The organism is Salinisphaera sp. SWV1 (assembly GCF_052044155.1).
Taxonomy (GTDB): Bacteria; Pseudomonadota; Gammaproteobacteria; order Nevskiales; family Salinisphaeraceae; genus Salinisphaera.
The window spans coordinates 1-13636 of sequence record NZ_JBQDYE010000058.1 but is presented as its reverse complement, the minus strand read 5'-3'; the positions used below and the strand labels follow the sequence as shown (position 1 = coordinate 13636).

Sequence of the window (13636 nt, the reverse complement as noted above, 5' to 3'; positions counted from 1 at the left end):
CCTTGATGAGAGTCCGCACGCCCCAGCGCGCAATCGACCTATCGGCCTCGTGGGCCCGTGGATTAGCCGGCGTATCGGGGGCGTCGGTTTGACCTGTTGTTCATCAGTCGGGGCTGCCGACTCGGGGCGCGGTCAGCGCCATCAGCCTTGACCGCTTGAACTCCTTGAATATCGGTTGTGTTCGGTGATGTGGATGCGCGATGTCGTCATGGGTTCCGATCTCACGCTCAGGCCGGCTGATACGATTCGCCGCTGTGCATCAGCGCCCATAAAATCCGCGTGTTCTTGTTGGCCAGCGCCACCGCCGCCTTGTTGCGGCCATTGCGGGCGATCCGTTGGCGCACCCACGCGCCCCGCTGACCGGGCAGGCGTTCGGCCTGGGTCAATAAGGCCCGGGCGCCGTGAACCAGTAACGTGCGCAGATAGCGACCTACGTAACGATCTGATATTGCGTTTATCACCGGCAGTTAATTTTTCTACACCCTCAAAGCGAACGAAAAAGATAAATCCAAATCCCCTCAGCAGATCAACTCGGACCATCCGCAGAAGCGACAAGTATCTTCACGATTACCGTCAGGCCATCGATGGGTCAAATCGGAGCGGTGAGACGTTGGAATCCGACACAGGCGAACCTCGGATGGCTTTATCCAAAGCCTTATATCAATGGGTTACGCGAGGCTCGCCTCCTTTGCTGCAAAAGCCTGGTTATTGACCCGGCACAAAAATAGATGATTTTTCGGGTTAATAGCGCGCGTATGCGAACGCACGCTCGCCGCGGCCATTGGCCGCGAAGCCTTCAAAAATAAAACACGAACAGGCGCCGGCTTTTGTCTTTGAAGGCGTTGAAAACAGCTGACGAAGTCAGCTGTTTTGATGCCGGATTAATAACTGAACACCGCTAATATCGTGTCACGGCTTCCTTGCGAGTGCGCTGACGACCTGGTCGCTTAACAAAGCCAGGGCGCGACTCATCGCCGCAGCGATGTCACCGCCGCCAGCGGAGGCCGCTTGTACATGGATCGTCGCGCTTTTAGCGATTATCGTGCGATGCGTCTTTCCGTCGACCAGACTCCAGTGGGCAGCCAGTGTCACCCGGTTGTTCGCACCGGCCGAAAACGTCTGGCATGTCACGTCAAGAAAGTGAAAACCCTGCTGCGCACCGGCCGGGATCTGATCGGACGGCGTGTACGCCTGCCGCGGGAGCCGGGCTGCCAGGTCGGAGCCCAGGGTTTGTCGCACCAGACTATCCAGCGGCCCCCCCCATTCCACCGCTTGGCTGATATCGAGTCGATTGGCCCCGGTACGACGCACCAGGGCCAGCCGGTCCAGGCTCGCCGGCAGGGACACCCGCCCCATCGTGATGGGCGCGATGCCGACCGAGTGAACGACATTCGCGGCCTTGGGCGCCTGCGCGTCGAGTTCGATGAATTGCGTCGGTGGACTGCTGGCACAGCCGCTCAATCCCAGCAATAGCCCCAGCGCGACAAGCGCTGTGGTGTAGCCACCCACTCGTGTCCTGTAACGCAAATTCATCGCCCTATTTCGCCACTTCTTCGCGCCATGCGGCGGCACGGCCATTCGCCGCATGGCCTGATACGGCTCGTATCCGCGCCTTGCCCGGCGCGGAAAATCGCTCGAAACCCATGACGTGAATCGATTCTACAGGGCACTAGTGCCTCTTCTTGCCATAAAGCAAAGCTTCCGGATGTTGCTGGAGATAATTCGCCAGGCCACGCACCGAGCGGGCGGTCTGCGTCAACTCCGATACCAATTGTTGCATGTTTTGCTGATCCCCCAGGGAGCCGCCCGCCAGCCGATTGATGGTATTCGCGGTCTGCCTCGCCGACTCGGAAACCTGCCGCAAGCTTTTCAGTGTCGGCCCGACCTGGCCGTTGGCCGCGGCCGTAATGGCCTGCGCGTTGGCAAGCGTCCGGTCCAGATGACGGATGCTCGCAGCAACCTGCGGGGAATCCAGCAATGCCTGAGCGCGCGCGCTCGATTTCAGCACATGCCTGCCGATCGCCTTGAGCGGCACTCCCTTAACCTTGGCGTTCAAGGTCTGCGTCAGCTGGCTTACCGAGGCGAGGACCGAATTGATACCGGCCGTTTCGACGGCCGGAATACGCGGCGGGTTGGCCGACGTATCCAGTGTGGCCTGCCCGGCGCTGCCGGCCATCACCAGGGACAGTTGCCGGCTGCCAAGGACAAGATTGGCCGTGGTCAACTGCACCCGTAATCCCTTCTTGACAAGCGTCGCCAGGACCTGATCGAAACCGGCCGGCTTGTTTGTCGCGGATTTCTTGAAACCAAAACGATCCGGATAGAGATCGAATGTCACCGGCACCTGCATGGCCTGCTGCCTGGGATCGTAAGTCAGCGAAACATGGCGCACGGTACCGACCCGAATGCCGTCCAGTTTCACCGGCGTACCCGGCCCGATGTCACCGGCCGCCGTCGACGCCAGCCGCGTGGAAAACAATAGATGGCGGCCGGTCATCACCGTGCTGGCCGCGTCGGCGCTGGCGTAGAGATGCGGATCGATCGTGGGGGCGCCTGCCGCCTGCTTGCTCGACCCCATCACGTCGAAAGCGATGCCGCCATGGAGTATTTCGTCGAGCGGCGGGATGTCCACATGAACGCCGGCGTTATCCGTTGCGACGCCGAAACTGGATGCCCGCCAGAATCGAACCGTACCGGCGTCGTGCAAATGACCTGCAAATGGCTTTTTGATGAACAGTTTTATACGTATGGCATTGCGCTTGCTGTCGTAGCCGGTCGCCAGTACCTTTCCCGCCTTGAGGCCGTGGTAGACAACCGGCGTGCCATACTGCAAGCCATTCGCCGACGACGCGTACAGCGTGACCGATCGTCCTGCCTGGTTCGGCGCCGTCGCCGGCGGATGCAAGAGCCCGGTGAAGCGGTGGCTTTTATGGCCCGGCCCGGGTTGCATGATGATATTCGGGCCGGACAGCAGCGCGCCCAGCTGTCCGGACAGAATGCTGGGCTGGGTGACCCAGAACTGGGTACCGCTACGCAGGAAGTCGGATACGCCGTCCTGCACCCCCACGGTCACCTTCACCGCATGCCGGTCCGGCGTCAGTTCGACGTTTTCGACCTGGCCGACCTGCACGCCCTTGTATTGCAGCGACGAGCCCGACGAAGAAATGCCGGCCGCTTTGGGAAAGATGATCGTAATCGTGGGGCCGGCCAATAACCACGTCCGTACCACCAGATACCCGACGATGATCAGGGCCGCCAGCGGCACCGACCAAATCCAGCCGCGCCAGGGCGTCCGCCGCACCCGTGCCCGGGGGGCGTCGATTTCGTTTTCGGCCGCGCCTTTTGTGTCGTCCGCGCCACTCATGAACGGGCCTCGGCGGCATCCCACATCAAGCGGGTATCAAACGAGCGCGATGCCAGCATGGTCAGGGTGACCACCAGCGCAAAGGGTAGCGCGGCCTTGCCAAGATGCACGTTGGCAATGCCGTGAAAGGAAATCATCGGCACCATCAGGGCGGCGATGAACGGGTCGGTATTGGACCAGCGCCCGATCCGATGGATGATGCGTGCCAGATGCGTGCGCAGCACCAGCGTCCTTTGGGACGGATAACGCACGCTCATGTAAAGCCAACTCAAGCCGATCAGCTTCAGCATCGGAATCAATATGGACGCGGTGAAGATGATCACTGCCAGTTCCCAATACCCGGCGTTCACGAGCTGCCTTATCCCCTGCATGATCGTGTATTGCTGCACGCCATTCGGCTGTACCGTCGTGCTCATCGGGTAATAATAGGCCGGAAAGTACAGCACGTAACTCGCAGCCACCAGCGCGGCCGTACGATTCAGGGCGTTGGGTTTGCGCAGATACAGGCGGCGCCGACAGCGGGGACATCGTTTTTGCTCCATCGACAGCGGCAGAATCAGGTTGCACACATCGCAACTGAGAGACGACTCGTTCCGGGGCTCGGGCAAGTCGGGTGCGATCAATCGCCACACCCGATGCTCGGCAAACGAGTGGGGCATCAGTATGAGCAATACGGCGGCCGAGATCAGACACCAGCCGCCGGCTTCTATATGGGATTGCATCTGCACCTGCGTGCGCATGAACACGACCAGGCCCGCCAGAACCAGCACATCCGGCATCGACCACAACCGGATTTGATGTGCGTACCGGAATAGCCGGCCTACCCACTTCGGTCTGTAGCCCAGATGCAATGTGGTTAGAACCGTCGTGATCAAGCCAACGTACAGGAACGGGAATACGATCGTAAACGCCGCGAACATCAGGGCCAATAGCGGCCAATGCTCGACCGCCAACGCGTGCACGCCGGACGAGAGATAGCCGGCCCGCCGGTCGTGGCCGATCGAAACCTGCATCAGCGGCAGCAGATTGGCCGGAAGCAGCAACAATAAAGACGCCCACGACCAAGCCAGCGCGATCGACAGCCCCGACTCGTTGAACTGATCGAGCAAACGGCCGCAACGACGGCACTCCGCGACCGTGTTTTCGACGAGCGCGGGGATCGACTGTTCTTCACCGCAGTCGGGACAAGCAATGGCCATGCACAATCCTCAACAAGCCGGAAACGCCGCAGGTACGCCGGACACGCGTGGGTTCGAGTTACGTTGTCTGGACCGTCTCGGCGATCGTGCTGCTGCGCTCGATCGCGTGCGCGCCCGAAGCCATTTTACAAGCTCAGAGCGGCTATGCCCGGGCCACATATCCTGACGTTGCTGGATCGGGCCAGCCAGCGGCGGGCGTTCAAGCCTTAGCGTATGCGGATGGCCGGTCCAGGGCACCGGCCCGCTGGCGACGCCGACGAGCTCGCGGGCATCGTTGCCGAACCGGGCCGTGGCACCGTCGACGGTCATCGGATGGCGACCAGGAACTCTTCAGGCGTGACGATGCACACCAACATTGGAAATGTATCGGGCCTCAACTCGGTTGGGTGCTTATTGATGCGGATCAAAACGCTTAACCTCCGGTCGCCTAATCTGCTATCGAGTTGACCCGTGGTTCGATTAAAAAGCGAGATGTCCACGCACAAGCCCACGCGAATACGCAGCGCCATACAAGCCGATCCGATCAATACCGAGGCAGCGTTGCCCGGTCAGCGCTTGCAGGCTCTGATTGAGCGTACCCGACCGGCCGCACCGCTCGCCACGGCGATTGTGCAACCCGTCGACGCCGTCGCGCTCAATGGCGCGTTGGTGGCGACCGCTCACGGTCTGATCGAACCGGTGCTGGTCGGCCCATCCGCTCAAATCCGTACCGTAGCCGAGCAGTCCGGTCTCGATCTGGGCGATACACGAATCGTCGATGTCGGCGACGCGCAGGAAGCGGCAGCCCGTGCCGTGACGCTGGTGCGGACCGGCGAGGTCGAGGCATTGATGAAGGGGGCGCTGCATACGGAGGCGTTGATGCATGCGGTCGTCGCCCGCCATGCGGGGCTGCGCACCGAGCAACGCATGAGTCACGTGTTCGTGGTCGATGAACCCACTTATCCCCGGCTGCTGCTGATCACCGATGCTGCGATCAACATCGCGCCGGACCTGATGGCAAAGCGTGACATTGTGCAGAACGCCATTGATCTTGCGCGGGCCCTGGGCATTGAAGTGCCGAAAGTCGCGATCGTATGTGCCGTGGAAACGATCAACGCGAAGATGCAAGCCACACTGGATGCCGCGGCCCTGTGCAAGATGGCCGACCGTGGGCAGATCATCGGGGGCACACTCGACGGGCCACTGGCGTTGGACAACGCCGTTTCGCCCGAAGCGGCGACCACAAAACATATTCGATCCGAGGTGGCCGGTCGCGCCGACGTGCTGGTCGTCCCCGACCTCGAGTGCGGCAACATGATCGCCAAACAGCTCGAGTATCTCGGCGATGCCCACCTCGCCGGCATGGTGGTAGGCGCACGTGTCCCGATCATGCTGACCAGCCGCGCCGACAACATGCTCTCCCGCCTGGCTTCCTGTGCGGTGGCCACGCGCTACCGACAGTGGCAGCGCGAAGGCGGGCGCGGCGTATGAGCTATAGCGCTGCTAACTCAACCGGCTGCAGCACACTGGACCGGACGCCAGTGGGCACGCACTGCGGCCATGTGCACCCTGACGTTCTCCCGGACCGAGACAAGCATGGCCGTGACGCCGGATCGCATATCCACGCGTCGGCTCGCCCCGCCACAGCCGGGCTCGCGGTGGCTGCGGCCTCCGCGGCAGTTCCCGACACGGTTGAATCGTTGCCGGGCTCACCGGGCGTGGATGACATGAACCCGACAACACAACGACCAAGCAGAGACGGGTCGTCTTGCCTCGTGCGCATAGCGCCGGCGAGCGGGTCGAGATCGTCGGGCATCGACCCGGAAACGGATGACAAGACACCGACGGCATCCCGGCCATGCCCGTCACAAGACCAGGAAGGACAGGCCCCGCATGAGTGACAAACAATCCGAACGCCAGACCGATGGCGCAAACGCCTTTGCCTGCCTGGACAACGATGCAGCGCTCGCCAAACTCGACAGTTCGAGTGACGGCCTCAGCGCGGATCAGGCGAGACAACGACTCGATCAGTATGGTGCAAATCAGCTGAGCGAACAGCACACGCCCCTGTGGCGTGTATTGCTGTCCTATTTCTGGGGGCCGATCCCGGGGATGATTGAAATCGCCGCCGTGCTTTCAGCGGTCAACGCGGATTGGGATAGCCTGGCCGTTATCGTCGCCATGCTCATCATCAACGGCGGCATCGGCTTCTGGCAGGAAAAATCAGCGGCCGACGCATTGGCCTCGCTCAAGGGCCAGCTGGCACTTAAAGCCCGGGCGCTACGCGACGGTACCTGGCGAGAGATTGAGGCGGCACTGCTGGTGCCGGGTGACATCGTACGACTGCGGCTCGGCGACGTTGTACCGGCCGACGTGAAGCTACTCGAGGGCGACTATCTATCCATAGACCAATCGGCGCTAACCGGTGAGTCGCTGCCGGCGAATAAAAAAACCGGCGATCTGGCCTACTCCAGCACCCTTATCAAGGAAGGTGAGATGGTCGCCGTGGTCTGTGCCACCGGGGCGCACACCGCCTTCGGCAAAACGGCCAAGTTAGTCGAGAGCGCCGGGGCAACGTCCCATTTCCAGCGCGCGGTACTGCATATCGGCAATCTGTTGATCATCTCCGCCGGCGCCCTTTCGGCCCTGCTGGTCGGCGTCGAGATCGCACGCGGCATGCCGGTGCTGGAACTGTTGTCGTTCGTGTTGATCGTCGTGGTCGCCTCCATCCCGGTGGCGCTGCCCGCGGTACTTTCCGTCACCATGGCACTGGGTGCACTTGCGTTGTCCCGGATGAAAGCGATCGTGGCGCGTCTGGAATCCATCGAAGAGATGGCCGGCGTCGACATGCTGTGCACGGACAAAACCGGCACGCTGACCCAGAATCGTTTGACCCTGGGCGAGCCGACACTGCTGGATGCAGCCGAAGACGACGACATCGTCCTATATGGCGCGCTGGCTTCCCGGGCCGAAAACCGCGATGCCATTGATACCGCCATCATCGAGGCTCTGCCCGATGCCTCGGTACTCAAACACTACCAGCAGACGCGTTTTAAGCCTTTCGACCCGATCCACAAGCGCACCGAGGCCAGCATTCAGACCCAGGACGGGACTGAATTCCAGGTCAGCAAGGGCGCGCCACAGGTCATTTTCGAACTCTGCGCATTGTCCGGCGAAGCACTAACGCGCGCGCAAAAGATCGTTGACTCGGCGGCGGGCCGAGGATTTCGTACCCTCGGCGTGGCCACATCGCGCGCCGACGACGGCTGGCATTGTCTCGGCATTCTGCCGTTGTACGACCCGCCGCGCGCCGATTCCAAGCAGACGCTGGCCAATGCCCGAGCGCACGGTATTGCCGTGAAAATGATCACCGGCGACAACACCGCAATCGCGCGCGAGATCGCACGCGATCTCGACATGGGCACGAATATCCATCCGGCCAGCGCCCTATTGATGGATGAAAGCGGGCAGCGCGGTGTATCCGCCGAGGCGGCCCAGGCGATCGAGGATGCAGACGGTTTCGCCGAAGTTTTCCCCGAGCACAAATTCGCCATCGTCAAGGCACTGCAGGATGCCGGCCACATCGTCGCCATGACCGGCGACGGCGTAAACGACGCGCCGGCGCTCAAGCAAGCCGAAGTCGGCATCGCGGTCTCCGGTGCGACCGACGCCGCGCGCAGCGCGGCCAGTCTCATTCTGACTGCGCCGGGGCTGTCGGTGATTATCGGTGCGGTGGAGGAGGCGCGGCGCATCTTCGAACGGATGATGAGCTACACCATCTATCGCATCTCCATGACGCTGAGCATCATGGTATTCGTGGTTCTGACCATGCTCATCTACAACAGCTATCCGCTGACCACGATCATGATCATCCTCCTGGCGCTACTCGACGACATCCCGATCATGACCATTGCCTGGGATAACGCCGAGACCAGCCAAAGGCCGGTGCGCTGGCAAATGGATCGACTGCTCGCGATTTCGTCGGTCATGGGCGCGCTGTCGCTGGCCCAGAGTTTCGGGCTGTATCTGCTCGCCCGGGATGTGTTCGGGGTAGCACTGGCCCAAACCCAGACGATGATGTTTTTGGCTTTTATCGCCGGCGGCCACCTGTTGCTGTTCGTCACGCGCTCACGACACCCACTCTGGCGTCCGCCCTACCCGTCCTGGCAACTGTTCACCGCCATCGTGGGTACCCAGATTGCAGGCGTGTGTTTTGTAACGTTCGGCTGGCTGATGCCGTCGATCTCCTGGGCGGCTATCGGTCTTATCTGGCTTTATGAAATCGCCTGGATGATGATTATGAACTTTGCCAAGCTCGGCACTTATCGACTCGTCGAACAGCGCTCGCGCCATCATCGTCGCTTCCTCGGCGTGCTCACTGAGTCCTTGCAGCCAGCGGCCACCCAGCGCCGCCGTCGGGATTCGTAATAGCGGGGCACTCACGCAACGTAACCGTACAACGGCGAAACGAAGACACCATTGCCCGGCGCGCCCGGCTGGCTAATCCGCTTACCGTCGTATTCATCACGGAATTGTTCAGCGCGGCCTCGTCCGTCACGCCCAAGGCGCTCGACCAAACCAGGACAACACGGCGTCACCCCCGATGGGCCCACACCCCGCCAGGCTTCGGACAGACCCGGGATAGCAAGCCGCACGCGCTGGCACGGATCGGGGGTCTGCCCCCGACCGAGAAACCGCGATACGGGAGCACAAGCGCCAAGGTCGCGACACACGGGGCGCACGCGACACCGCGAAACGGCGGTCGGTGCGTTCGAACTTGTCGGGGATTCAATCCACGGGCAATCCACCGTGCGGGATCATCTTGGGCGTAAAAAAGCCGCCTGACCCATCGGAAAAGCGGCTTTCAACGGCCTCGCAGCCAGGTTCTGGTGGGCCGTGCTGGATTCGAACCAGCGACCAATTGATTAAAAGTCGATGCGAGTGCCTTCCTGCCGTTTCCCATCATTTTCTACAGACACGCTGAAACCGTTGTATTACCGGGTTTTAATTTAACCCTTGCTTCCCATCGTTCCCTACGGCATGCTCGTTCCAGTGGTGACTTATTGGTGACTCACTGGGGCCGATAGATGAAACTGACCAAGCGCGCGATAGACGCGGTGACTTACCAAGGCCCGGCCCCGAGGCGTGATGTTCGATGGGACGACACGCTGCCGGGGTTCGGTTTGCGCGTTTACCCCACGGGTAAAAAGGCCTTCGTGCTGTCGTACCGGTCGGGCGGCCGCAAGCGCCTGCTGACCATCGGCCAGTACGGACATATCACCCTCGCCGAGGCCATAACGCGCGCCCGAAAGACGCTGGCCACCGTGCTGGACGGCGATGACCCGGTCGAAACCCGGCGAGCCCAAGCCCAGGCTGCGACCGTCAACGAACTGGCCCGCGAATACATCGAGCTGTACGCCAAGCGCCATAAGCGCACTTGGGAGAAAGACGAGGCGACGCTCAGGAACGACGTATTGCCGGCGCTCGGTATCCAGCGCCTGGAGAACGTCAACCGTCGCGACATAGCAACGCTGCTGGATCGCATCGTGCAACGTGGCGCCCCGATTCAGGCGAACCGCACTCTGGCCTGCGTACGGCGGATGTTTAACTTCGCGGTCGAGCGCGGGCTGATGGACGTATCCCCCGCGTCACATATCCGCGCCCCATCACCGGAGGCACCGCGTATGCGTGTGTTATCCGACGACGAGATCGCCGAATTCTGGCAGGCACTCCATGAATACAGTGGCACCAGTGAACCGATGCGCCGTGCGCTCAAGCTGATCCTGCTGACGGCCCAGCGGCCCGGCGAAGTCGCGGCCATGCGCGCCGATGAAATCAACGGGCATTGGTGGACGATCCCGGCCGAGCGCGCAAAGAACGGCATCGAGCATCGCGTACCGATGAGCGAAACGGCACTCTCTCTCGCCGAGTCGGACACGACGCCCTATTTACTATCCGCATTCAAAGGCCGCCCGCTGACGGTGTCGGGCATTGACCGCGCGTTGAGTCGCCTGGTCGAAAAGCACGGCTGGCCGCACTTCACGCCGCATGATCTTCGACGCACCGCTGCAACCCGGCTGGGCGAGCTGGGCTACAACCGGCTTATTCAGGACAAGATCCTGAACCACAAGGATCGCAGCATGGGCGGCATCTACGACCGTTACAGCTACGACAAGGAAAAGCGCGCGGCATTGGAAGCCTGGGACCGCAAGCTGCGCCAGATCGTCACCGGCGAGCAGCCATCCAACGTGGTCCCCTTGTTCGGAGAATCGTCATGAACGAGCGAATCAGCGTAGACCGCAATTTCTACCGACTCATGGCATCGCACGAGCTTCGACAGGCCCGGCGCTATGCGATGACAGATGCACAGCGCAGCGCGCGAGCACTCAGGCGCTGCCGGCTATGGCGCCAGAAGATCACACGAGTTTCGGCAATTCCGCCGAAAGCGGCGGGCACGGTGGTGACGCACCGCGACCGCCTGACCACAACTGCCTGAACAGGAGGCAATCATGGCTAACCGTAATCATGGCATACCCGACGACAAGCGAATGAACTTGTTGTCCCGAGAAAATGACTATCGCGAGACATGCCACCGCGTGGCTTGCGTCTTGCTGGCAATGGACCAGGATCCCAGTGGGGACGCGATGAGCGACGACGTTCGATATGGATACAGCCTGATCGTCCAATTGTGCGTTGAAGCGCTCGAATCCACCGCCGGCAATCGCGGGAGCATGGAATGAACAATCACCTTCACCAAGTGGACGCCTACGACAAGCGAACGGCACGCATGTCGGTGCTGATCGACTGGCTCTTCCATAACGTCGTCTTTACCGATGCCGGCGAGTATCCGGACAACCTGACACGCGCGGTCGCTTTTCTTCGCGATGAAATGGACGAATGCGAAGCCGAACAGGAGCAACTGAGAAACTCATAAGCGTTTCACCCGGCCTAGGCTGATCCCCGAAAAGGCGGCCACCTTCACCGCCCTGGCCGGGTTCTATTGAAGGCGCGTATGAAGGACGCGTGATGGGCATCAGTTACAAGACAGACGACGACGGCTGCGTATGGGCAACCGACGACGAAACAGATTGCGTCGGCTACGGCCCGAACAAGGCCGAAGCCCTGAAGGAACTTAAACGCGAGTTAGAGCACGAGCATCGGCAATCCAAGCTGAATGCTGAAGCGAGTGACCACGAGTTGTTGGCCGCCAGCGAACCAAGGCCTTCAGACCAGCGCGACGAGATCGGCTGCCTTCCACTACTTTGCGACCCCGCCCGTGACGCAATCATCGTCAATGCGTTCATGGTGTTCCCGAACGATGAAACCAAGCGCGCGCAATTCATAGCCGTCCTGGAGGCGAGCGAACTGCTTGGAAACCGGACCGATGGCCCTTCTGTTGAGATCAATGCCTTCACACTGGCGGCGATTCTGGAAGCGCCCAGCAGTACGAAACTTCAACATGACGTAAACGAACGCGTAAAGCGTGGCGTTATAGCTGGCGACGTGCTCAGCTCCCTTTATCTAATGGACCGCTTCAACCTCGCAAAGCCAAGCCTGAACAAGGCTATATATGCAGTTCGTCAATATGCGATAGCCGGCGCAAAATTCGGCGACGGCACGGACGTTAATGTTTCGCAAACGCTGATCCAAAAGTATTGGCGCGAAAATGCGCCTGTCGCGCACCTATGGGCGGCGTTCAGGCTCAATAATGACTACCCGTTCACCCTGCACAACGCGCTATCGGCCGAGTCCCTGCCGGAATTTCTAGCCGTGTCGCGCGGGATCTGCGACTTCGCTTGCACGCACAAGCCATCGCACAGCAGAGCGCCGACACTCGCACAAGACAGCGTGTGGACGATCCCTGATGAAATTCAGGCACGCCACCTAAATTCAGAGCGCATTCCAGATAAGCTATTGAATATTCTTAAAACGTATCGAGCGGACGGTTGATTTTTCGTTCACGCCGGAACTGGTTTATGGGCTTATAACCCAGTACGCATGTTTGTCAATTTGCTCCTGACCTTGGGTTTTTACGGATTCCCACCAAGGCGTCCACCGTCTACGACAGGAGCGCGGAATGGCAGAGGCAAACCTATCTGGTTGCTACGTTTCAGAGCACAAAGTAGCTGAGTTTTTCGGCGTATCGGTCAAAACAGTACAAGCATGGCGTCACAGGGGTAATGGCCCTAGATTTGCCAAGTTTGGCCGCGCTGTTCGCTACAACGTCAACGAATTACAGGAATGGGCCGAGTCCCGGCAGCACACCTCCACGGCCTCAGTGTCGGCCGGGGGCGTGGAATGAATGCCCCAACGAGAAGCGCCCGGCGGGCACCGGGCGCGGATTCTCACAACAGCATTGCGAAGTCGGCGAACCGACACGGTCAGCTTACCGCATCTGCGGATTCACTGCCCGCTTTCAAAAACGCGATCCGTGATGCCGGCCTGACGCCGCCTGACGTGATAGAGCCGGGACGTTGGCACCGCTTCCCGGGCCATGGGAAACGGGCTGGAAATACTGCCGGCGGTTGCAGGCTCTTCCCTGATGGCAGGGCCGGGATCATTGTCGATTGGTCTACCGGTCTGAGCGAGATATGGCGCGGTCATTCAAACGCAGTCATAAGCCCGGCTGAGCGGGCGGAGCTTGATGTTCAGATTGCTGCGGCCAGAGCCACGCGGGACCGCGAAACGCAAGATCGACAACGGCGCTCTGCGGCTCGTGCAAGGCGTTTGTGGCGCCCAATGAAACCGGCCGATGCAGGGCACGCCTATCTGATTAAAAAGCGCGTGCAGCGGCACAGGGCGCGGCAATACGGCAATCGTTTGGCATTACCGCTGTACGACTTCGACCGAATCCTGCACAGCCTCCAATTCATCGGCCCGGGCGGCGACAAAAGACTGCTTAAAGGCGGCCGAAAGCAAGGCTGTTTCATCCCCGTCAGTGGTCGCATGCCGACGTCACGTGTCTTGATCTGCGAAGGGTGGGCAACCGGCGCGACCCTGGCGGAAAGCGAGCCTAGGGCGCTGCTGAAATAGAAGCCAAATTATGTCCCGAGACTCGTCTGCCGTAGGTTCGGATTCGGGCCTTGGTCAATTT

General features: G+C 60.8%; 13 protein-coding genes. 9 read left to right on the top strand and 4 right to left on the bottom strand.

The annotated features are described in order from the left end of the window. Window positions 1-227 precede the first annotated feature (227 nt). The 4 genes from ACS8YF_RS18430 to ACS8YF_RS18415 all read right to left on the bottom strand — a co-directional run bounded on the left by ACS8YF_RS18430 (window position 228) and on the right by ACS8YF_RS18415 (window position 4563). Window positions 228-461, bottom strand: coding sequence for a hypothetical protein (locus ACS8YF_RS18430; protein WP_440851577.1), 234 nt, complete (start codon window positions 459-461; stop codon window positions 228-230). Window positions 462-909: 448 nt separating this feature from the next. After that, window positions 910-1578, bottom strand: coding sequence for a PqiC family protein (locus tag ACS8YF_RS18425; RefSeq protein ID WP_440851576.1), 669 nt, complete (start codon window positions 1576-1578; stop codon window positions 910-912). 91 nt (window positions 1579-1669) lie between these two features. Then, entirely contained in the window at window positions 1670-3265 is a 1596-nt protein-coding gene (locus ACS8YF_RS18420; protein ID WP_440851575.1) for a PqiB family protein, read from the bottom strand. Between the two features lie 95 nt (window positions 3266-3360). Beyond that, entirely contained in the window at window positions 3361-4563 is a 1203-nt protein-coding gene (locus tag ACS8YF_RS18415; protein ID WP_440851574.1) for a paraquat-inducible protein A, read from the bottom strand. A gap of 450 nt (window positions 4564-5013) precedes the next feature. Here ACS8YF_RS18415 and ACS8YF_RS18410 point away from each other — a divergent pair, with 450 nt between their 5' ends. The 9 genes from ACS8YF_RS18410 (at window position 5014) to ACS8YF_RS18370 (ending at window position 13575) form a co-directional block, all read left to right on the top strand. Continuing rightward, window positions 5014-6033, top strand: coding sequence for a bifunctional enoyl-CoA hydratase/phosphate acetyltransferase (locus ACS8YF_RS18410; protein WP_440851573.1), 1020 nt, complete (start codon window positions 5014-5016; stop codon window positions 6031-6033). Between the two features lie 402 nt (window positions 6034-6435). Beyond that, the gene (locus ACS8YF_RS18405) at window positions 6436-8970 is read left to right on the top strand and encodes a plasma-membrane proton-efflux P-type ATPase (RefSeq protein WP_440851572.1); all 2535 of its coding nucleotides are present in this window, start codon (window positions 6436-6438) and stop codon (window positions 8968-8970) included. Between the two features lie 659 nt (window positions 8971-9629). Then, entirely contained in the window at window positions 9630-10820 is a 1191-nt protein-coding gene (locus ACS8YF_RS18400; protein WP_440851571.1) for a tyrosine-type recombinase/integrase, read from the top strand. Next, on the top strand, window positions 10817-11038 hold the full coding sequence (locus tag ACS8YF_RS18395; RefSeq protein ID WP_440851570.1) for a hypothetical protein: 222 nt from the start codon (window positions 10817-10819) through the stop codon (window positions 11036-11038). Before ACS8YF_RS18400 ends, ACS8YF_RS18395 begins: the two co-directional genes overlap by 4 nt. 13 nt (window positions 11039-11051) lie before the next feature. Further along, complete coding sequence (locus ACS8YF_RS18390; protein WP_440851569.1) at window positions 11052-11282, top strand: hypothetical protein; 231 nt, start codon at window positions 11052-11054, stop codon at window positions 11280-11282. Continuing rightward, window positions 11279-11476 carry a hypothetical protein gene (locus tag ACS8YF_RS18385; protein WP_440851568.1) on the top strand — a complete coding sequence of 66 codons (198 nt, stop codon included), beginning with the start codon at window positions 11279-11281 and terminating at the stop codon, window positions 11474-11476. Before ACS8YF_RS18390 ends, ACS8YF_RS18385 begins: the two co-directional genes overlap by 4 nt. A 92-nt stretch (window positions 11477-11568) precedes the next feature. After that, window positions 11569-12492 (top strand): hypothetical protein, encoded by a 924-nt coding sequence (locus tag ACS8YF_RS18380; RefSeq protein WP_440851567.1) that lies wholly within the window; start codon window positions 11569-11571, stop codon window positions 12490-12492. 127 nt (window positions 12493-12619) lie between these two features. Continuing rightward, window positions 12620-12844, top strand: coding sequence for a helix-turn-helix transcriptional regulator (locus tag ACS8YF_RS18375; protein ID WP_440851566.1), 225 nt, complete (start codon window positions 12620-12622; stop codon window positions 12842-12844). A gap of 437 nt (window positions 12845-13281) precedes the next feature. After that, complete coding sequence (locus tag ACS8YF_RS18370) at window positions 13282-13575, top strand: hypothetical protein (RefSeq protein WP_440851565.1); 294 nt, start codon at window positions 13282-13284, stop codon at window positions 13573-13575. Window positions 13576-13636 lie beyond the last annotated feature (61 nt).

What these genes read in the sequence shown, in the direction of transcription:
- ACS8YF_RS18425 (WP_440851576.1), bottom strand. Translation starts at nt 1,578, where the DNA reads ATGGCCGTGCCGCCGCATGGCGCGAAGAAGTGGCGAAATAGGGCGATG.
- ACS8YF_RS18415 (WP_440851574.1), bottom strand. Translation starts at nt 4,563, where the DNA reads ATGGCCATTGCTTGTCCCGACTGCGGTGAAGAACAGTCGATCCCCGCG.
- ACS8YF_RS18405 (WP_440851572.1), top strand. Translation starts at nt 6,436, where the DNA reads ATGAGTGACAAACAATCCGAACGCCAGACCGATGGCGCAAACGCCTTT.
- ACS8YF_RS18400 (WP_440851571.1), top strand. Translation starts at nt 9,630, where the DNA reads ATGAAACTGACCAAGCGCGCGATAGACGCGGTGACTTACCAAGGCCCG.
- ACS8YF_RS18395 (WP_440851570.1), top strand. Translation starts at nt 10,817, where the DNA reads ATGAACGAGCGAATCAGCGTAGACCGCAATTTCTACCGACTCATGGCA.
- ACS8YF_RS18390 (WP_440851569.1), top strand. Translation starts at nt 11,052, where the DNA reads ATGGCTAACCGTAATCATGGCATACCCGACGACAAGCGAATGAACTTG.
- ACS8YF_RS18385 (WP_440851568.1), top strand. Translation starts at nt 11,279, where the DNA reads ATGAACAATCACCTTCACCAAGTGGACGCCTACGACAAGCGAACGGCA.
- ACS8YF_RS18380 (WP_440851567.1), top strand. Translation starts at nt 11,569, where the DNA reads ATGGGCATCAGTTACAAGACAGACGACGACGGCTGCGTATGGGCAACC.
- ACS8YF_RS18375 (WP_440851566.1), top strand. Translation starts at nt 12,620, where the DNA reads ATGGCAGAGGCAAACCTATCTGGTTGCTACGTTTCAGAGCACAAAGTA.
- ACS8YF_RS18370 (WP_440851565.1), top strand. Translation starts at nt 13,282, where the DNA reads ATGAAACCGGCCGATGCAGGGCACGCCTATCTGATTAAAAAGCGCGTG.